This window comes from Micromonospora sp. NPDC002717, assembly GCF_040295705.1.
Taxonomy (GTDB): domain Bacteria; phylum Actinomycetota; class Actinomycetes; order Mycobacteriales; family Micromonosporaceae; genus Micromonospora.
Genome location: NZ_JBEOVW010000005.1, coordinates 122,532 through 141,775 on the forward strand (window position 1 = coordinate 122,532; position 19,244 = coordinate 141,775).

Consider the following 19,244-nt stretch of genomic DNA (forward strand, 5'->3'; position numbering starts at 1 on the left):
AAAGCGCGCCGACACTTCTGTGCCGGCGCGCAGTTCTGTCCACGCCCCTTTTCGCCGGCACCAATTCGCGATCTTGTGCGGATCTGTCGGGGACCGGCGGAAACGGTCCTCCCGACGCCGCCCGGCGTACCCCGGTGGGCCGCCGCGCGGTGCGGCCGGGCGCTCCGGCAGGCGGGTCGCGTGCCGGGCGGCCGTCGGTCCCGGGTTAGTCTGCGGGTTCACCCAGGTCCGCGCAGCCGGCGACGGTACGGCGGCCACCGGACGAGGATCGAGAAGGTGTATCTCAAGAGCCTGACGGTGAAGGGCTTCAAGTCCTTCGCCTCCGCGACGACGCTGAAGCTGGAGCCCGGGATCACCTGCGTGGTCGGCCCGAACGGCTCCGGCAAGTCCAACGTCGTCGACGCCATCGCCTGGGTGCTCGGCGAGCAGGGCGCCAAGGCGCTGCGCGGCGGCAAGATGGAGGACGTCATCTTCGCCGGCACCGCCGGCCGGGCCCCGCTGGGCCGGGCCGAGGTGACCCTGACGATCGACAACACCGACGGCGCGCTGCCGATCGAGTACACCGAGGTGTCGATCACCCGCCGGATGTTCCGCTCCGGCGAGAGCGAGTACGAGATCAACGGCGACTCCTGCCGGCTGCTCGACATCCAGGAGCTGCTGTCGGATTCCGGCATCGGCCGGGAGATGCACATCATCGTCGGGCAGGGCCGGCTCGACGGCATGCTGCACGCCAAGCCGGAGGACCGGCGGGCGTTCATCGAGGAGGCGGCCGGCGTCCTCAAGCACCGCAAGCGCAAGGAGAAGGCGCTGCGGAAGCTCGACGCGATGCAGACCAACCTCAACCGGCTCACCGACCTGACCGCCGAGCTGCGCCGCCAGCTCAAGCCGCTGGGCCGGCAGGCCGAGGTGGCCCGGCGCGCCGCCGCGATCCAGGCCAACCTGCGCGACGCCCGGCTGCGGCTGCTCGCCGACGACCTGGCCACCCTGCGCACCACCCTGGACCGGGAGATCGCCGACGAGACGGCGGTGCGCGAGCGGCGTGAGCAGGTCGAGGCCGAGCACACCGAGGTGCAGTCCCGCCTCGCCGAGCTGGAGGCGGCCCTCGCCGAGGACGCGCCGCTGCTGGCCGCCGCGCAGGACACCTGGTACAAGCTCTCCGCCCTCTCCGAGCGGTTCCGCTCCATCGAGCAGCTCGCCCGGGAGCGGCTGCGCCACCTCAGCGCCACCCCGGACGACGAGCGCCCCGGCCGCGACCCGGACCAGTTGGAGGCCGAGGCCGAGCGGGTCCGCGAGCAGGAGGAGGAGCTGCGCGCCGCGCTCACCGACGACCAGATCCGGCTCGCCGAGGCGGTGGAGCACCGCCAGGAGCTGGAACGGCAGCTCGCCGCGGCCGAACGCGAGCTGGTCGCCGCCGCGAAGGCGATCGCCGACCGGCGGGAGGGGCTGGCCCGGCTGACCGGCCAGGTCAACTCCGCCCGGGCCCGGACCACCAGCGCGGGCGAGGAGATCGAACGGCTCGCCGCCGCGCACGCCGACGCGCTCGCCCGCGCAGAGCAGGCGCAGGCCGAGCTCGACGCGGTGGCCGAGCAGTCCACCGAGGCCGACCGGGACAACGCCGACCTCGACGCCCGGCACGCCGAGGCCGCCGCCGCCCTGGAGCGGGCGCAGGCCACCGTGCGGTCGCTGACCGACGCCGAGCGGTCGGCGGAGAAGGACGCCGCCACCTGGAAGGCCCGGGAGGAGGCGCTCGCCCTGGGCCTGCGCCGCAAGGACGGGGCAGGGGCGCTGCTGGCCCGCGCCGACGAGGTCCCGGGCCTGCTGGGCAGCCTGGCCGGGCTGCTCACCGTCGCCCCTGGGCAGGAGGCCGCGCTCGCCGCCGCGCTCGGCGGGCTCGCCGACGCGGTCGCGGTCAGCGGCGTCGACGAGGCCGTAGAGGCGATGCGGCTGCTGAAGATCTCCGACGCCGGCCGGGCCGGCCTGCTGGTCGGCAGCCCCGCCGGCCCGGGCATGGACGCCCACCCCGACGCGCTGCGGCCGAAGCTGCCCGACGGCGCCCGCTGGGCGCCCGACCTGGTGGAGTGCTCCCCGCAGCTTCGACCGGCGGTGCACCGGGCGCTGCGCGACGTGGTGCTGGTCGACGACCTCGCCGCCGCGGCCGAGGTGGTCGCCGGCAATCCCGAGTTGCGCGCGGTCACCCCGGACGGCGACGTGGTGGGCGCGTACGCGGCGGCCGGCGGGTCGGCCAAGGCGCCCAGCTTCATCGAGGTGCAGGCGGCGGTCGAGGAAGCCCGGTCGAACCGGCTCGCGGCCGAGCGGACCGGCGCGGAGCTGCGCGAACAGCTCGTCGACGCCCGCGCCGAGGTGGCCGCCGCGAAGGAGACCGTGCAGCACGCCGCCGCCGCCAAGCGGGAGGCGGAGAGCCACCGCAACGCCGCCGCCCGGCGGCTGGCCGAGCTGGGCGCGGCCGCCCGCTCCGCGAAGGCCGAGACCGACCGGCTCGGCGAGTCCCGTTCCCGCGCCGAGGCGGCCCGGGAACGGGACCTGCTCACCCTGGCCGAGCTGGAGGAACGGCTGCGGCTGGCCGAGGAGACCCCGGTCGACGCGGAACCCTCCACCGAGGAACGCGACCAGCTCGCCGCGATGGTGCCGCAGGCGCGGCAGAACGAGATGGAGGTCCGGCTGGCGGTGCGTACGGCCGAGGAGCGGGTCTCCTCGATCGCCGGTCGCGCCGACTCGCTGCGCCGGCAGGCCACCGCCGAGCGGGCCGCGCGGGAACGCGCGGCGGCCCGGCGGGCGGCGCGGACCCGCGGCGCGGGGATCGCCCGGGCCGTGGCGGGCGGTGCCCGCGAGGCCCTCACCCGGCTGACCACCTCAATCGCCGCGGCGGAGGAGCACCGCGACGCCGTGGCGCGCGAGCGCGCCTCCCGCGAGGCCGAGCTGCAGGAGGTACGCGGCGCGGCCAAGCGGCTCGGCGCGGAGCTGGAGCGGCTGACCAGCCAGGTGCACCGGGACGAGGTGGCCCGCGCCGAGCAGCGGCTGCGCATCGAGCAGCTGGAGGCGAAGGCCGCGGAGGACTTCGGGCTGGACGTGGAGACCCTGGTCGCCGAGTACGGCCCGCACCAGCCCGTCCCGCCCACCCAGGCCGACGTGGCGGCGGCCGAGCGGGACGGCCTGCCGGTGCCCGAGCCGGTGCGCTACGAGCGGCCGGTGCAGGAGAAGCGGGCCGCCAAGGCGGAACGGGAACTGACCCTGCTCGGCAAGGTCAACCCGCTCGCGCTGGAGGAGTTCGCCGCGCTGGAGGAGCGCTACAAGTTCCTCTCGGAGCAGCTGGAGGACCTCAAGGCCACCCGCCGCGACCTGCTCACCGTGGTCAAGGACGTCGACGACCGGATCCTGGAGGTCTTCGCCAGCGCGTTCGAGGACACGGCCCGGGAGTTCCAGCAGGTCTTCACCGTGCTCTTCCCCGGCGGCGAGGGCCGGCTCGTGCTCACCGACCCGGAGGACCTGCTCACCACCGGCGTCGAGGTGGAGGCCCGCCCGCCGGGTAAGAAGATCAAGCGGTTGTCGCTGCTCTCCGGCGGCGAGCGGTCGCTGACCGCGGTGGCGATGCTGGTGGCGATCTTCCGCGCCCGGCCCAGCCCGTTCTACATCATGGACGAGGTGGAGGCGGCGCTCGACGACGTCAACCTGGGCCGGCTGATCACGCTGCTGGCCCAGTTGCGGGAGAAGAGCCAGCTCATCGTCATCACGCACCAGAAGCGGACGATGGAGGTCGCCGACGCCCTGTACGGCGTGACCATGCGCAACGGGGTGACCCAGGTGATCAGCCAACGGCTCAACCGGGCCGACGGGGACGACGAGCGGCGCGGCCGCGGCGAGGAGAACGAGTAGTGGGTCGGGAACGCGCCACGGCGCTCCTGGTGGACTTCGACGGCGTCCTGCGACGCTGGGACCCGGCGGTGGCCGCCGGCGTGGAGCGGGAGTACGGCCTGTCCGAGGGCGTACTCACCGAGATCGCCATGCAGTGGGGGCGGCTCCAGCCGGTGCTGACCGGCCAGGTCAGCCACGCCGACTGGATGACCAGCGTGGCCGACGCGCTGGCCGGGCCGGCCGGCGGGCCGGAGCGCGCCCGGGCCGCGGTCGAGCAGTGGCAGCGATACCGGGGCGAGGTGGACACCGAGGTGCTCGACTTCGTCCGCGGGGTACGCGCCGGCGGCCTCCCGGTCGGCCTCGCCACCAACGCCACCGACCTGCTCGACGACGACCTGGCCGCGCTCGGCCTGGTCGGCGAGTTCGACGCGGTGGTCAACTCGTACCGGCTCGGGGTGAACAAGCCGGCCAAGGAGTACTTCCAGGCCGCCTGCCGGGCGGTGGCCACCCCGCCGGACCGGGTGCTCTTCGTCGACGACGAGGACTGGTCGGTGCGCGGTGCCCGGGCCGCCGGGCTGTCGGCGCTCCGCTGGAGCGGCCGCCCCGAGGACCTGCGCTACCTGCGGGCGGCGCTGGCGTACTGAGGCCGGGTGGGCGATCCGGCGGCAGCCGGCGAGGCCGCCGGATCGGGCGGGCCGGTCAGCGGAGTCCCGGCACCTCGGTCACCGTGAACGGCGGCGCCGGGGCGGTGGCGTTGAGCTGGCTGTTGACCCAGAGCAGCCGGCCGGCGTCCCGGGCGATGGTGGTCGGCGACTGGTCCAGGCCCGTCGGGCGTGACTGCGCGACCACCCGGGCGGTCCGGCGGCCGGCGTCCAGCAGCGCGAGGTTGACCGCGAAGCTCCAGCCGCCCGCGCCGTCGGGAAAGTTCACCACCCCGTAGAGGCGGTCGCCGTCGAGCAGCAGCCCGTCGGCGCCCAACTGCCCGCCGGCCACCTCCACGACGCTGGCCGTCCGGCCGACCAGGTCGACCCGCCAGAGCCGCTCGCTGCCCGGCTCACCGGTGCCCTGGTCGGCGACGAGCGCGACCCGGCCGTCGTCGGTGACGACGATCCCGTTGAGAAAGCCGGGGGCCGCCGGGAAGGCCGTGGCCGGAACCCAGGGAACCAGGTCTCCGACCCACCCGTCGGCCACCTCCGCGCGCCAGAGTCCGCCGCCGGCCGAGTCGGTGACGTAGACGGCGTCGTCGGTCACCGCCAGGTCGTTCAGGGCCGCTCCGGCGGCCACCCTGCGGGCCAGCAGCCGGCCGTCCGGGGCGTGCACGAAGAGAGCGCCGGTGTCCCAGCCGGCGACGAGGATCCGCCCGTGCCGGTCCAGGCGCACGCCGGCGGCACGGGTCCGACCGTCCGCGCCACCGGGGAGGAAGGGCCGCAGCTCCCGGTCGTGGACGTGGCCGCGGTAGACCGCGCCGTCGGAGACGCTGGTGACGTACATGGCGCCGTCGCGGGCCACGGCGATGCCCTCGGGCCGTGTTCCCGGGTCGCGGGAGACGACGTACGTCCCGGGTCGCCGCTGCCCGGGCGCGGGCTGCGGGACGATGGCGGCCAGGGCGGTGACGGCCGCGACGGCCGTCGTGACGATGGTCTTCATGAGCGAAGCGTCCGGGCCGGCCGGGCGCGGCTCCACCCCTTTCGGGTACGGCCAAAGGGTGGCTAGCGTCGGCGGCATGCTGACCCTGCACCTGAACGCGGCGGATCTCAGCCGCACCGTGGTGCGCTCGGCGCCGTCGGTGCTGCTGGAGGTGGCCGCGGCCGGGCAACGGGTGTTCCTGGCCGGCGCTCCGGAGCATCTCGCCGCCTGGCGGGCCCGCACTCGCGCGGCGCTGCGGCCCGGGATGCGGCCCCTGCTGGACCTGTGCCGGCTTCCCTACTGGCTGCCGGACTTCCTCACCCCGCCCGGTCACGACGCGGACGTCGCCGCCGCGTTCGACGAGGTGGCCGCCATCCCGGCGGCGACCCTGGACGCCGAGCTCCGGCCCCGGATCGAGGCCGGCGACCTTCCGCCGCGGGTCGCCGCTCTCGCCGCCGGGGACCCCACGGCGCGGCAGCGGCTCCGCGCGGCGATGGCGGCCTTCCACACCGTCGCGGTGGCACCCTACTGGCGGACGATCCTCGCGACGGTGCACGCGGACCGCGCCGTGCGGAGCCACACCATGGTGGACGTCGGGATCGACCGGGTGCTCCGCGATCTCAGCCCGTACCTGCGCTGGACGTCGTCCGGCGCGAGCTACCAGCTGTCGTACGAGTGCGCCTTCGGCACCGAACTGGACGTGGTGCCGGACGGCCGGGGCGTCACCCTCGTGCCGTCCTACTTCCTGCCGCAACCGTGCGTCCTCGACGATCCGGCGGGGCCGCTCGTGCTGGCCTATCCGATCCGGCCGGCCCGGCGCGAGCTGACCTCCGGCCAGCCGCTGGCCGACCTGCTGGGACGGACCCGGGCGGCGGTGCTGGGTGCGATCGTCGGCGGCCCCAGCACCTCGCAGGTCGCCCGGACGCTGGGCATCTCGGTCGCCTCGGCGAGCCAGCACACCGCGACCCTGCGCTCGGCCGGACTGATCACCACGCACCGGACCGGCTCCGCGGTGCGGCACGCCCTCACCCCGCTCGGCGAACAGCTGCTCCGCGCCGGGCGGGCCGGTCAGGTCCGGTCCCCGGAGGGAATCAGTCGCCGGTGACGCCGTCGATGCGTTCGCGGATCAGGTCGGCGTGGCCGTTGTGCCGGGCGTACTCCTCGATCATGTGCACGTAGACCCAGCGCAGGTTGAACGTCCGGCGCTTCGGGCCGACCTCGGTGAAGGTGTCGTCGAGCGAGCGGCCCGCCGCGGCGGCCCGGGCCAGCTCCACCTCCCGGTGGAACGTGGCGAGGTCGGCCTCCGCGTCGGCGGCGCTGACGTCGTGGTCGGCGTCCGGGTTGTCGGGGGTGAAGTAGGGGTAGTCGACGCGCTCGCCGGCGAGGTTCTCCCGGAACCACCAGGCCTCCACCTCGGCCAGGTGCCGGACCAGCCCGAGCAGGGTCAGCCCGGAGGGCTCGACGCTCGGCGTCCGCAGCTGCTCGGCGGTCAGCCCGGCGCACTTGAGCAGCAGCGTCTGCCGGTGGTAGTCCAGCCAGCCTTCCAGGATGGTGCGCTCGTCGCCGACGTACGGCTCGGGGGTCCGGGTGATCTCCGGTGCTCTCCAGGTCATGCCGGCCATCCTCGCCGGCCCGCCCGACAATCCGCGACCGCATATCCGCCGCGACCCGTCCCGGCGTCAGGACTTGTCCGGGCTCCGCGGCTCGCCGCCGCGCCGCCACGGGTCAGGGCACCACGACGACCGGCCAGCGGCCGGCCCGGACGAGGCGGGTGGCGACCGAGCCGACCAGCCGGTGCCCGGCCTGTTCGGAGGAGCCGACGACCACCAGGTCGGCCCGGAACTCGTCGGCCGCCGCGCGCAGTTCGGCGTACGCGTCCCCGCGCCGGCGCAGGAAGGTGACCGGCAGGCCGAGTTCCTCGGCGCCGCGCCGGCACTCCCGGCGCAGCTCCGCCGTCAGCTCGTCGTGGCAGCGCTGCACCTCCCCGGCGTCCAGGCCCGGCACGAGGGTGGTCAGCCCGGGTGCGGGGCTGACGTGGACCACCACCAGGGCGGAGCCCTGCCGGCGGGCCAGCCCGGCCGCGTACCAGCCGGCGCGCTCCGAGGTGCGGGTGCCGTCCACGCCGACCAGCACGACCCTCGGCCCGTCCGTGCCGCGCTCGTAGGGCCCCGGCCGGGTGCGCGGGCCGTACTCCTCCCGTTCCGGCGCGTCCGTGCTCATGCCAGCTCCGTCCTCTCCGGTTGCCCTAGGCAACAACCGGGCCGGGCGCGGCCCTATTCCGGCGGCCTAGAAGTACTCCTCGTTGAAGCGGCGCAGCAGCCGGGCGAAGTCCCCGACGTCCGCCGCCGACCAGGTGCCCAGGGTCTGCCGGAAGCGTTCGAGCCGGCCGCCCTGCGCGGCGTCGAACCGGCGCTGCCCCTCCTCGGTCAGGCTGAGCCGCGCCGCGCGCCGGTCGGTCGGGTCCGGGTCGCGCCGGACCAGGCCCAGGCCCTCCAGACCGTGGATCTGCCGGCTCAGTGTCCCCTTGCCGACGCCGAGCCGGGCGGCCAGGTCGGTGAGCCGGACCGAGCCGCACCGGCGCAGCCACAGCAGCAGCCCGTACGCGTCGGGCTCCAGGCCGGGGTGCACCTCCCGGGCGAGTTCCGAGGAGACGGCCCGCCCCCGGCGCAGCAGGGCGGTCAGCTCGTGCTCCACCGCCCGCATCGTCTCCGGCAGGTGATCGTCCACGTGGTCAGGGTACGGCGGACGGTGTCAGGCGCCTGGCGCCAGCCGCTGCCGCATCACCTCGCGCAGGTGGCCGTCGCTGGTGGTGCCCTCGATGGTCACCTCGGCCGCCCGCCCGGTGTGCACCAGCGTGGCGACCGCGTTGCCGAAGTAGGGGCCGGCCAGCCGCTTCCAGCGGAACGGCGGGCGGCGTACCCCGGCGGAGCGGGCGAGCGCCCGGGCGGCTCCGGCCGGCCCGGACGACCAGCCCAGCCGCATCAGCGGGCGCATCCCGGCGGGCACCTGGTTGTGGATGGGCGAGCAGGTGAGCTGGTGCACCGGGGTGACCACGCTCCGGTCGTCGAACCGGGCCCGCGCCACGTACGAGTGGTGCACGTCACCGGAGAGCACGCTGATCGACGCCGGCGGCGCGTACGCCGGCCCGGCCCCGACCCGGTCGCCGGGCTTGCCGGGGGTGCCGCTGCCGATCCGGGCGAACAGCGCGCCGAGCGCGTCGAACGAGCGGCGGAACGCGGCCCAGTGCTCCAGGTCCAGCCCCCGGCGCAGCTTCTCCGACAGGCGCCCGACCCCGCGCCGCCGCGAGTCGGCGAGCTTCTCGTTCCACGCCTCCACGTGGTGGATGCCCGGCGGCAGCAGCCAGGGCAGCGAGGCGCCCACCACGAGGTGGTCGTAGACGCCGTGGGCCCGGTCGAGGAACCACGACCACTCGCCCGGGGGCAGCATCGCCCGCTGGCCGGGCTCCAGCACCCGGCTGCACCGGTTGTCCAGCATCACCAGCCGGGTCCGGCCCAGGTCCAGCGCGTAGCTCCACTGGTACTGCACGGCCCGCCACCGCTCGGTGTCGTGGGCGAGGTCGGCCTCGGTGTCGACCCGCTGGCCGAACTCGCGCAGCACGCCGGTGGCGTCCTCCGCCGCGCTGACCTTCGCGAAGACCGGGTCGGCGGCGATCTCGTCGGGGGAGAGGTTGCCCAGGTGCTGGTAGACCCAGTAGGAGGCGAGGCCGCTGGCGATCCGCTCCGCCCACCAGGGCTGGTCGCGCATGTCCGCCCGCCAGGCGGCCGAGGTGTTCCAGTCGTCGATGATCTCGTGGTCGTCGAAGATCATCACGCTCGGCACGGTGGAGAGCAGCCAGCGGATCTCCGGGTCGCGCCAGGACTCCAGGTAGAGCTTGGTGTACTCGTCGAAGCTGACCACCTGGTCGCTGGGCGCGCCCCTGGGCCGCCGGCGGCGCCGCTTCAGCAGCCGCCGCACCGTGGGGGAGGTCACGTCCGCGTAGACCTGGTCACCGAGGAGCACCAGCAGGTCGGGCAGGCCGGCCGGGTCGGGGTCGGCCGCCAGCCGCCGGGCGTACGCGTCGAGCGCGTCCGGGGGCAGCCGGCGGGTGGTGGCGTGCTGGGTGGTCTCCCGGCACGATCCGAAGATCAACCGGACCGGCTGGTCGAGGTCGTCGGCCGCCCGGGTGCGGATGACGCTGGGCGGGAACCCGCTGCTCGACACCGGCCACGCGACCTCGTCGTCGATCAGCACCTCGTAGCTGGTGGCGCTGTCGGGCGTGAGCCCCTCCACCACGACGAGCGCGTAGTGGTGGTCGTACGCGGAGAAGGTGGGCGCGGTGCCGCGGGCGCCGTCGGCCGTGCGGACGGTGACCACGGCGGGCGCGCTGGTCTCGACCCAGACGGTGGCCCGCGTGCCGACCACCCGCCGCAGCAACGGGCCGATGAGCAGGTGTGCCGCGGGCATGGTCGACCTCCAGGTAAGCGGACTTCACTTCTACTACCCGGCCGGCGGTCGCACCACTGCTGGCTGTGACCGAGCCTACCGCCGGCTCCCGGACGGGCCCGCCGGGAGCGGTGGCTGGGACAGCTTCGCCGGCATCTGACAGGATTCCGGCATGACCGAATACCTCCTCATCGCACTCGCCCTGCTCGGCGTGCTGATCCTTGGCGGCATCGGGCTGGTCGTGCCGCGGCTGCGCCGGCGCCCGGAGCCGCCGCTGCCCGAGACGGAGGTCGAGACCCGGGCCGAGGAGGGTCTCGCCGGCCCGCCGGTGGCGGCCCCGGAGGCCGAGATCTCCACCGGGATCCTGGTGGAGCCGCCGGTCGTGGAGGCCCCGGCCCCGGTGCTGGAGGTGCCCGAGCCGACCGCCGGGCGGCTGGTCCGGCTGCGCTCCCGGCTGTCCCGCTCGCAGAACGTCTTCGGCAAGAGCCTGCTCGGCCTGCTCAGCCGCGACCACCTGGACGAGGACACCTGGGAGGAGATCGAGGACAGCCTGATCACCGCCGACGTCGGCATCGACGCCACCCGGGAGATCGTCGACCGGTTGCGCGAGCGCACCCGGGTGCTCGGCACCCGGTCCGGCACCGAGTTGCGGGCCCTGCTCGCCGCCGAGCTGGTCAACGCCCTCGACCCGACGCTGGACCGCTCGCTGCACACCGCGCCCAAGGACGGCGTGCCGGCGGTGCTGATGGTGGTCGGCGTCAACGGCGCCGGCAAGACCACGACCTGCGGCAAGATCGCCCGGGTGCTGGTCGCCGACGGCCGGAGCGTGATCCTCGGCGCGGCCGACACGTTCCGGGCCGCCGCCGCCGACCAGCTGGAGACCTGGGCCGGCCGCGTCGGGGCCGAGACCGTGCGTGGTCCGGAGAGGGCCGACCCGGCCAGCGTCGCCTTCGACGCGGTCAAGCGCGGCATCGACACCGGCGTGGACACGGTGCTGATCGACACGGCCGGCCGGCTGCAGAACAAGGTCGGCCTGATGGACGAGCTGGGCAAGGTCAAGCGGGTGGTGGAGAAGCACGGCCCGATCGACGAGACGATCCTGATCCTGGACGCCACCACCGGGCAGAACGGGCTGGAGCAGGCCCGGGTCTTCACCGAGGTGGTCAACGTGACCGGCGTGGTGCTCACCAAGCTCGACGGCACCGCCAAGGGCGGCATCGTGATCGCCGTGCAGCGCAAGCTGGGCATCCCGGTGAAGCTGGTCGGGCTCGGCGAGGGCAAGGACGACCTCGCCCCGTTCGACCCCGCGCAGTTCGTCGACGCGCTGCTCGGTACCGAGCCGCTCGCCCGGGACGCGTAACCTCGCAGTGACGAGCAACGATCGCGCCTACGCCGGGTGGCGCGACCCCAGCCACCCGTCGCAGCGCCTCGGGAGACCGTACGTGACTTCGCAGGAGATCCCGCTGCACGGCGGGAACGTCAGCACCGTGGTGCGGGTGGGCGACACGGTCCGGCGCAACGCCGGGCCGTGGACGCCCGCGGTGCACGCCCTGCTGCGCCACCTGGAGTACGTCGGGTTCACCGGCGCCCCCCGCGCGCTCGGCATGGACGAGCGCAACCGGGAGGTCCTGTCGTACCTGGAGGGGGAGTGCGGGGAGTACCCGCTGGCCCCGCACTGGGTCACCGACGAGGCCCTGGTGACCGTCGCCACCATGCTGCGGATGTTCCACGACGCCCAGTACGGCTTCGTGCCGCCGCCGGGGGCGGTGTGGCGCTCGTTCGGCCCGCCGCCGCCGGACACCGAGGTGATCTGCCACCATGACGCCGCCCCGCACAACGTCATCTGGCGGCCCGACGGCACCCTCGGGCTGATCGACTTCGACCTCGCCTCGCCCGGCGCCCGGATCTACGACGTGGCGTACGCGGCCTGGACGTGGGTGCCGATCTTCTCCGACCGGGACTCGATCACGCTCGGCTGGAAGCACCCCGACCGGCCGCGCCGGCTGCGCCTCTTCGCCGACGCGTACGGGCTGATCCCGCGGGACCGGCACCGGCTGATCCGGACCATCCGCAAGCGGATCGTGGACCACGTCGAGGGCATCCGCCGGATGGCCGCCGCCGGTGAGCCGGCCTTCGTCCGGATCGTGCACAAGGGGCACCTGCGCCGGCCGATGCGGGACCTGCGGCTGCTCGACTACGAGCGCAACGCCCTCGAGTACGCGCTGCGCTGACCGGTCCGTGCCGCCGAGGGCCGTTTCCGCCGGCGGTGAGGTTGTCTTCACACGTCCGAAACAAGGCGTCACCGTCCGGAAATCGACGGGTGACGCTGGGGGAAACAGGGAGCGAGCAGGCTTCCGCGCATCCGGCGTACGGGCGACGCTGCCCCGGAAGCCGGGAAGGAGGGACTTCACCTTTAGGAGGCCGGCGTGCCTGACGCACCCACGATCGATTCCGGCAACACCGTCTGGTTGCTGGTGTCGACGGCGCTCGTGCTGCTCATGACGCCCGGACTGGCGCTGTTCTACGGCGGCCTGAACCGGGCCAAGGGTGTACTGAACATGATGATGATGAGCTTCTCCGCGATCGGGCTCATCTCCGTTCTGTGGTGGCTCTACGGTTTCAGCATCGCGTTCGGCAGCGATGTCAACGGCTTCTGGGGCGACCCGGGCGCCTACCTCGGCACCAGGACCTTCCTCGCCGAGACCGACCTCTGGGGCGCGACGGCGGAGAACCCGAGCGGCATCGGTGTCCCGCTCTACGTGTTCATGGCCTTCCAGATGGTCTTCGCCGTGATCACCGTCGCGCTGATCAGCGGTGCGATCTCCGACCGGGCGAGGTTCGCCGGCTGGCTGCTGTTCGCGTTCGGCTGGGCGACGCTGGTCTACTTCCCGGTCGCGCACTGGGTGTGGGGCGGCGGCATCATCGGCGGCGACATCCACGCGCTCGACTTCGCCGGCGGCACCGCCGTGCACATCAACGCCGGCGCGGCGGCCCTGGCCCTGGCCCTGGTGCTCGGCAGGCGGCTCGGCTGGCCCCGGGAGGGCATGAAGCCGCACAACATCCCGCTCGTCGCGCTCGGCGCCGGGCTGCTCTGGTTCGGCTGGTTCGGCTTCAACGCCGGTTCCGAGCTCACCGTCGACTCGGTCGCCGGCCTGGCCTTCATCAACACCCAGCTCGCCACCGCCGCCGCGGTGCTCGGCTGGATCGCCGTCGAGTGGATCAAGGACAGGAAGCCGACCCTGGTCGGTGCCTCGTCCGGCGCCGTCGCCGGCCTGGTCGCCATCACCCCGGCCTGCGGCTTCGTCGCGCCCTGGGCGGCGGTGCTGCTCGGCGTCGTCGCCGGGGCGGTCTGCGCGCTGGCGATCAGCCTCAAGTACAGGCTCGGCTACGACGACTCGCTCGACGTGGTCGGCGTGCACTTCGTCGGCGGCTGGATCGGGTCGCTGTGGCTCGGCCTGTTCGCCACCAACTCGGTCAACGGCGCGATCACCGACGTGGTCGGCGCCTCGGACGGCCTGTTCTACGGTGGTGGGGTGACCCAGCTCGGCCGGCAGGCCCTGGCCGGCCTGATCGTCACCGTCTGGTCCTTCGCGGTGGCCTGGGTGCTCGCCGTCGTGATCGAGAAGACCATCGGCTTCCGGCTCCGCGCCGAGGACGAGGTCGGCGGCATCGACATCGCCGAGCACGCCGAGAGCGGCTACGACCTGTCGCCGACCACGGGCGGCGGCGGCAGCGCCTTCGCCATGGCCGGCCTGACCGGCGCCAAGCAGACGGCGGCCCCGGCCGCACCCGCCGCGTCCCCCGCCGAGCCGGCCGCCGAGCCGGTCGACGAGAAGATCGCCGGTTAACGTTCCTGTGATGGAGGGGTTGGACATGAAGCTGGTGACCGCGGTCATCAAGCCGTACCAACTGGACGCGGTGAAGGAGGCCCTGCACGCCCTCGGCGTGGCCGGCCTGACCGTCAGCGAGGTCCAGGGCTACGGCCGGCAGAAGGGGCACACCGAGGTCTACCGGGGTGCCGAGTACACGGTCGAGTTCCTGCCCAAGATCCGGGTGGAGGTGCTCACCGACGAGATCGACCTGGAGAAGATCGTCGACGCCGTCGTCGTCGCCGCCCGGACCGGCAAGATCGGCGACGGGAAGGTCTGGGTGACCTCGGTCGACGAGGTCGTCCGGGTCCGCACCGGCGAGCGCGGCCTCGACGCGCTCTGACCGGGCCACGACCGACATGACCTCGTCGACCGGGAGGAACGCGCCGGGCCACGCCGGCAACGGCGGCCCGGCCATCCCGGCCGACGGGTTCGTCGGCGCGGACACGGGCGTGGGGGAGGCGGCCCGGGCCGCGCGCGCCGACGCCCACGACCGGTGGCTGCGCGCCCTGCTGCCGGACCGGCCCGGTGTGGCGCTCGTTGCCGTCGGCGGGCTGGGACGGCGGCAGTGCGCCCCGCACGGCGACCTCGACCTCGTGCTGCTGCACGCCGGGGTGCCCGGCGTGGACGAGCTCGCCGCGGCGGTCTGGTACCCCGTCTGGGACGCCGGGCTGCGGCTCGACCACTCCGTCCGCACCGTCGCCGAGGCGCTGTCGGTCGCCCGGGACGACGTGAAGGTCGCCCTCGGGCTGCTCGACGCGCGGCTGGTCGCCGGGGACGCCGGCCTCGCCGACACGCTCGTCCGGTCCGCCGTCGACCACTGGCGGCGCACCGCCGTACGGCAGCTTCCCAGGCTGCGGGAGGTCACCGCCGCCCGCTGGGCGGCCCACGGCGAGCTGGCCTTCCTGCTGGAGGGCGACCTGAAGGAGGCCGCCGGCGGGCTGCGCGACGTGGGGATCCTGCGGGCGATCGCCACCGCCGGAATCACCGACGCGCTGCGCCCCGCCGTCCGCGCCGCGCACCGGCGGCTGCTGGACACCCGGGACGCGCTGCACGTGCAGGTCGGCCGCCGGGTCGACCGGCTGGTAGCCCAGGAACGCGACGGCGTCGCCGCGCTGCTCGGGCTGCGCCAGCCCGCACCCGGCGCGCCCGACGCCGGGCCGCGCCAACCCCCGCTCGGTCCGCCCGACGCCGCGCTGGGGGCCGGAGCGGTCGCCGAGGACGGCGACGCGCTGCTGCGCCGGGTGGCCGGGGACGCCCGGACCGTCAGCCACGCCCTCGACGACGCCTTCCGCGCCGCCGACCGGCTCCGCTCGGGCCGCCGCCGGGGGGCCGACGGGCGCCCGGTGCGCCGGCCGGTGGCCCGGGACGTCGTGGAGCACGACGGCGAGCTGGTGCTGGCCCGCACCGCGATCGGCGCGCGACCCGACCCGAGCCTGTCGCTGCGGGTCGCCGCCGCCGCAGCCACCACCCGGCTGCCGATCGCCCGGGCCACCTGCGAGTGGCTGGCCGTGTACTGTCCGCCGCTGCCGGCGCCGTGGCCGGCCGAGGCCCGGGCCGCGCTCGTCACCCTGCTCGGCGCCGGTCCCGGCCTGGTGCCGGCCTGGGAGACCTGCGACCGGTACGGGCTGATCGAGGGCTGGCTGCCCGAGTGGACCCGGCTGCGCAGCCTCCCGCAGCACAACCCGGTGCACCGGTTCACCCTCGACCGGCACCTCGTGCAGACCGCGTACGAGGCCAGCCGGCACACCCGCGAGGTGGACCGTCCCGACCTGCTGCTGCTCGGCGCGCTCCTGCACGACGTCGGCAAGGGGCTGCCGGGGGACCACAGCACGGTCGGGGCTCCGCTGGCCGAGGCGGTGGCCGCCCGGATCGGCCTGCCCGAGCCCGAGGTGGCGCTGATCGGCACGCTGGTCCGGCTGCACCTGCTCCTGCCCGACGTCGCCACCCGGCGGGACCTCGCCGACCCGGTCACCATCTCCGGGGTGGCCGAGCGGGTCGGCGACACCACCACCCTGGACCTGCTGCACGTCCTGGTCCGCGCCGACGCCGCGGCCACCGGGCCGGCCGCCTGGTCGGACTGGAAGGGCCGGCTGGTCGCCGAGCTGGTCGCCCGGGTCCGCACGGCGCTGGACACCGGCGCGCTGCCCGCCCCGCCCGTCCCGGCCCCGGCGCTGCTGGCGGGGCCCCTGCCGGTCGTACAGCTGACCGGGGACCGGGTGGCGGTGGCCGCGGCGGACCGGCGCGGCCTGCTCGCGACGGTGGCCGGGTGCCTGGCCCTGCACCGGCTGGAGGTGATCTCCGCCGACGCCGCCACGGTCGACGGCCGGGCTCTGGTCGAGTGCCGGGTGCAGCCCCGCTACGGCCTGGCCCCCGACCCGATCGCCCTCGGCGCCGACCTGCGCCGCGCGGTGAGCGGCGACGTCTCGGTCACCCAGCGGCTGCGCGGCCGGGCCCTGGCGGCGCGGGCCGAGGGGGCCGCGCCGCGGGTGGTCTGGCACCGGGAGGCGGCCACGGACGCCGTGTTGCTGGAGCTGCGCGCCGCCGACGCGGCGGGCCTGCTCTACCGGGTCGCCTGCGCACTCGACGAGGCCGGCGCCCAGGTGCGCGCGGCGCGCATCTCCACCCTCGGCGGGGACGTGGTGGACGCGTTCTACCTCGTCGGCGGCTGGCCGGACGACGTCGCGCGCGCCCGCCTGGAGGCTGCCGTCCTCGGCGCTGTCTGAGCGCGGACGCCCGGGCCGCACCACGTCGAGCGCGTGTGCGGGGAGCCGCCCGCCCGCCGCGGCCGGCGACCGCGCGTACCCACCTGGGTCGGGCGATGGTGCAGGTGGGCGCCCGGGGGCCGGGCCCGGCTGGTCGTCTCCGCGGACCGGTCGGGGCTGGTCGCGGGGTGACGGCGCCGGGCGGGCCGGGGTGGTCGGGCCGCCCGGAAGCAATGGCGAGGTGGGACGGTTACCCTTGCGGGTGGCCGGCCTTGTGCGTGCCGGCCGACCTGTGCCCGCCTAAACACTGACAAACGGGATGTTCGCGTGTTTGACACCTTGAGTGACCGCCTGTCCGGGATCTTCACCAAGCTCCGCGGCAAGGGCCGGCTCACCGACGCCGACATCGACGCCACCGCGCGCGAGATCCGCCTCGCGCTGCTGGAGGCGGACGTCGCGCTGCCGGTGGTCAAGGGCTTCATCGCGAACGTCAAGGAGCGGGCGCGCGGCGCCGAGGTCTCCCAGGCGCTCAACCCCGCCCAGCAGATCATCAAGATCGTCAACGACGAGCTGGTCAACGTGCTCGGTGGCGAGGGGCGGCGGCTCCAGTTCGCCAAGCAGCCGCCGACCGTGATCATGCTGGCCGGTCTCCAGGGTTCCGGCAAGACCACCCTCGCCGGCAAGCTGGCCCGCTGGCTGAAGGCCCAGGGGCACCAGCCGCTGCTGGTCGCCGCCGACCTCCAGCGCCCCAACGCCGTCGGGCAGCTCCAGGTGCTCGGTGGCCGCGCCGGCGTCGAGGTGTACGCCCCCGAGCCCGGCAACGGCGTCGGCGACCCGGTGCAGGTCGCCCGCGCCTCGATCGAGCACGCGAAGCGGGCGGCCCGGGACATCGTCATCGTCGACACCGCCGGCCGGCTGGGCATCGACGCCGAGATGATGCAGCAGGCCGCCGACATCCGCGACGCGGTCGACCCCGAAGAGGTCATCTTCGTCATCGACGCCATGGTCGGTCAGGACGCCGTGCGCACCGCCGAGGCGTTCCGCGACGGGGTCGGCATCACCGGTGTGGTCCTCTCCAAGCTCGACGGCGACGCCCGCGGCGGCGCCGCGCTGTCGGTCCGGGAGGTCACCGGGCAGCCGATCCTGTTCGCCTCCACCGGCGAGAAGCTGGAGGACTTCGACGTCTTCCACCCCGACCGGATGGCCAGCCGGATCCTGGGCATGGGCGACGTCCTCACTCTGATCGAGCAGGCCGAGCAGGCCTTCGACGCCGATCAGAAGGAGAAGATGACCGCCAAGCTGATGGGCGGCGAGCAGTTCACCCTGGAGGACTTCCTCGACCAGCTCATCGCGGTCCGCCGGATGGGCCCGATCGCCAACGTGCTGGCCATGATGCCGGGCATGGGGCAGATGAAGGACCAGCTCGCGGAGCTGGACGACAAGCACTTCGACCGGGTCACCGCGATCATCCGGTCGATGACGCCGGGCGAGCGCACCAACCCGAAGATCATCAACGGCTCCCGCCGGGCCCGAATCGCCAACGGCTCCGGCGTCACCGTGATGGACGTCAACCAGCTGCTCAACCGCTTCGCCGACGCGCAGAAGATGATGAAGCAGATGGGCGGCATGATGGGCCTGCCCGGCGGTCGGCGCAAGGCGACCAAGTCGCCGAAGAACAAGCGCAAGGGCACCAAGGGCGGCGGTCGGCCGCGCGCCGGGGCGGGCGCCGGGCTGCCGGGCGGCTTCCCGGGCGGCATGCCGCAGCTCCCGCCGGGGATGGACCCGAACGACCTGGCCGCCGGCCAGGGCCTGCCCCCGGGCTTCAAGCTGCCGAAGATCGACTTCAACAAGCTCGGCAAGGGCGGCGACGGCCGGCCCCGCTGAGGCGTGTCGTTGGCGGCGGGTGACGTCATCCTTGCCTAGGGTGATGTCGCCCCTGGAAGGAGGAGTCATGACCGTGGCACCGATCCTGCCCGAGCGGTCGGAATGGACGGTTGACGACCTCGGTGACCTGCCGAAGGACCTTCCGTACGAGTTGGTCAACGGAAGGTTGATCGTGCCGTCCCCCACCGCCGTGCACCAGGACCTCTGCGTGCGACTGCTGCTCGCTCTCGAGGTCAACTGCCCCGCCGACTACCTGGTCAGCATCGACCTGTCGATGCGGATCGACCGCCGCAACGAACCCCGCCCCGACGTGGTCGCGATCCGCCGCGAACACGCCGACCGGTCGCCCGTCCCCGTCGAGGACGCCCTGCTGGCCGTCGAGGTCCTCTCGCCGACCTCCACGTTCCGCGACCTCTACGACAAGGCGAAGGTCTACGCGCACGCCGGGGTGCGGACGTACTGGGTGGTCGACCCGCTGCACGAGCGGATGACCCTGACGGAATACACGCTCGGCCCCACCGGCGAGTACGAGGTGGTGACCCACACCGAGGACCTCTTCGTCACCGAGCGGCCCTGGAAGGTCTCCGTCGACCTGCCCGCGCTGACGACGCGGCGGGCCGGGCTGCTCGCGCGCGACGGCGGCTGACCGCACCGATCCACACGGGCGGGGCCCGGCCGGTCACGGCCGGGCCCCGCTTCCGTGCGACCGGTCAGGACACCAGGCCCGGCCGGGCCTCACGGCGGAGTGGGAGCGCCGATGCCCGGGTCGCCCCGGCGGCCGGTCGCCCGCCGGGGACGGCCCGGCCGGGACCGGCCCACGCCGACCGGGAAGAATGGCCGCAGACCG

Annotated in this window: 15 protein-coding genes; 10 read left to right on the forward strand and 5 right to left on the reverse strand. The window is 74.6% G+C overall.

The window, feature by feature from the left end:
* Positions 1–276 precede the first annotated feature (276 nt).
* Positions 277–3,891 (forward strand): chromosome segregation protein SMC, encoded by a 3,615-nt coding sequence (gene smc / locus ABT006_RS10075; RefSeq protein ID WP_350704828.1) that lies wholly within the window; start codon positions 277–279, stop codon positions 3,889–3,891.
* Positions 3,891–4,514 (forward strand): HAD family hydrolase, encoded by a 624-nt coding sequence (locus ABT006_RS10080; RefSeq protein ID WP_350704830.1) that lies wholly within the window; start codon positions 3,891–3,893, stop codon positions 4,512–4,514. The genes smc and ABT006_RS10080 overlap by 1 nt, the downstream gene beginning before the upstream one ends.
* A 55-nt stretch (positions 4,515–4,569) precedes the next feature.
* Here the strand turns inward: ABT006_RS10080 and ABT006_RS10085 are convergent, their stop codons facing one another.
* Positions 4,570–5,517, reverse strand: coding sequence for an SMP-30/gluconolactonase/LRE family protein (locus ABT006_RS10085; RefSeq protein ID WP_350704832.1), 948 nt, complete (start codon positions 5,515–5,517; stop codon positions 4,570–4,572).
* 76 nt (positions 5,518–5,593) lie between these two features.
* On the opposite strand from ABT006_RS10085, the gene ABT006_RS10090 reads away from it, so the two are divergent.
* Positions 5,594–6,601: an ArsR/SmtB family transcription factor gene (locus ABT006_RS10090; RefSeq protein WP_350704834.1), complete on the forward strand. Its 1,008-nt coding sequence runs from the start codon at positions 5,594–5,596 to the stop codon at positions 6,599–6,601.
* On the opposite strand, the gene ABT006_RS10095 is transcribed toward ABT006_RS10090, so the two are convergent.
* From ABT006_RS10095 to ABT006_RS10110, 4 genes are all read right to left on the reverse strand, one after another.
* Complete coding sequence (locus ABT006_RS10095; protein ID WP_350704836.1) at positions 6,588–7,109, reverse strand: DinB family protein; 522 nt, start codon at positions 7,107–7,109, stop codon at positions 6,588–6,590. The genes ABT006_RS10090 and ABT006_RS10095 overlap by 14 nt on opposite strands.
* A 112-nt stretch (positions 7,110–7,221) precedes the next feature.
* Complete coding sequence (locus tag ABT006_RS10100) at positions 7,222–7,716, reverse strand: universal stress protein (protein WP_350704838.1); 495 nt, start codon at positions 7,714–7,716, stop codon at positions 7,222–7,224.
* A gap of 66 nt (positions 7,717–7,782) precedes the next feature.
* Entirely contained in the window at positions 7,783–8,223 is a 441-nt protein-coding gene (locus ABT006_RS10105; protein WP_350704840.1) for a MarR family winged helix-turn-helix transcriptional regulator, read from the reverse strand.
* Between the two features lie 24 nt (positions 8,224–8,247).
* Complete coding sequence (locus tag ABT006_RS10110; protein ID WP_350704842.1) at positions 8,248–9,960, reverse strand: alkaline phosphatase D family protein; 1,713 nt, start codon at positions 9,958–9,960, stop codon at positions 8,248–8,250.
* A gap of 151 nt (positions 9,961–10,111) precedes the next feature.
* Between ABT006_RS10110 and ftsY the strand changes: the two genes are divergently transcribed.
* From ftsY to ABT006_RS10145, 7 genes are all read left to right on the forward strand, one after another.
* Entirely contained in the window at positions 10,112–11,299 is a 1,188-nt protein-coding gene (gene ftsY, locus ABT006_RS10115; protein ID WP_350704844.1) for a signal recognition particle-docking protein FtsY, read from the forward strand.
* Between the two features lie 7 nt (positions 11,300–11,306).
* Positions 11,307–12,170: an aminoglycoside phosphotransferase family protein gene (locus ABT006_RS10120; RefSeq protein ID WP_350704846.1), complete on the forward strand. Its 864-nt coding sequence runs from the start codon at positions 11,307–11,309 to the stop codon at positions 12,168–12,170.
* A gap of 195 nt (positions 12,171–12,365) precedes the next feature.
* On the forward strand, positions 12,366–13,787 hold the full coding sequence (locus ABT006_RS10125) for an ammonium transporter (protein WP_350704848.1): 1,422 nt from the start codon (positions 12,366–12,368) through the stop codon (positions 13,785–13,787).
* Between the two features lie 25 nt (positions 13,788–13,812).
* Positions 13,813–14,151 (forward strand): P-II family nitrogen regulator, encoded by a 339-nt coding sequence (locus ABT006_RS10130; RefSeq protein WP_350705125.1) that lies wholly within the window; start codon positions 13,813–13,815, stop codon positions 14,149–14,151.
* Between the two features lie 16 nt (positions 14,152–14,167).
* Complete coding sequence (locus tag ABT006_RS10135) at positions 14,168–16,534, forward strand: [protein-PII] uridylyltransferase (RefSeq protein WP_350704850.1); 2,367 nt, start codon at positions 14,168–14,170, stop codon at positions 16,532–16,534.
* A gap of 306 nt (positions 16,535–16,840) precedes the next feature.
* Positions 16,841–18,397, forward strand: coding sequence for a signal recognition particle protein (gene ffh, locus ABT006_RS10140; protein WP_350704852.1), 1,557 nt, complete (start codon positions 16,841–16,843; stop codon positions 18,395–18,397).
* Between the two features lie 67 nt (positions 18,398–18,464).
* Positions 18,465–19,043 carry a Uma2 family endonuclease gene (locus ABT006_RS10145; protein WP_350704854.1) on the forward strand — a complete coding sequence of 193 codons (579 nt, stop codon included), beginning with the start codon at positions 18,465–18,467 and terminating at the stop codon, positions 19,041–19,043.
* Positions 19,044–19,244: the final 201 nt, after the last annotated feature.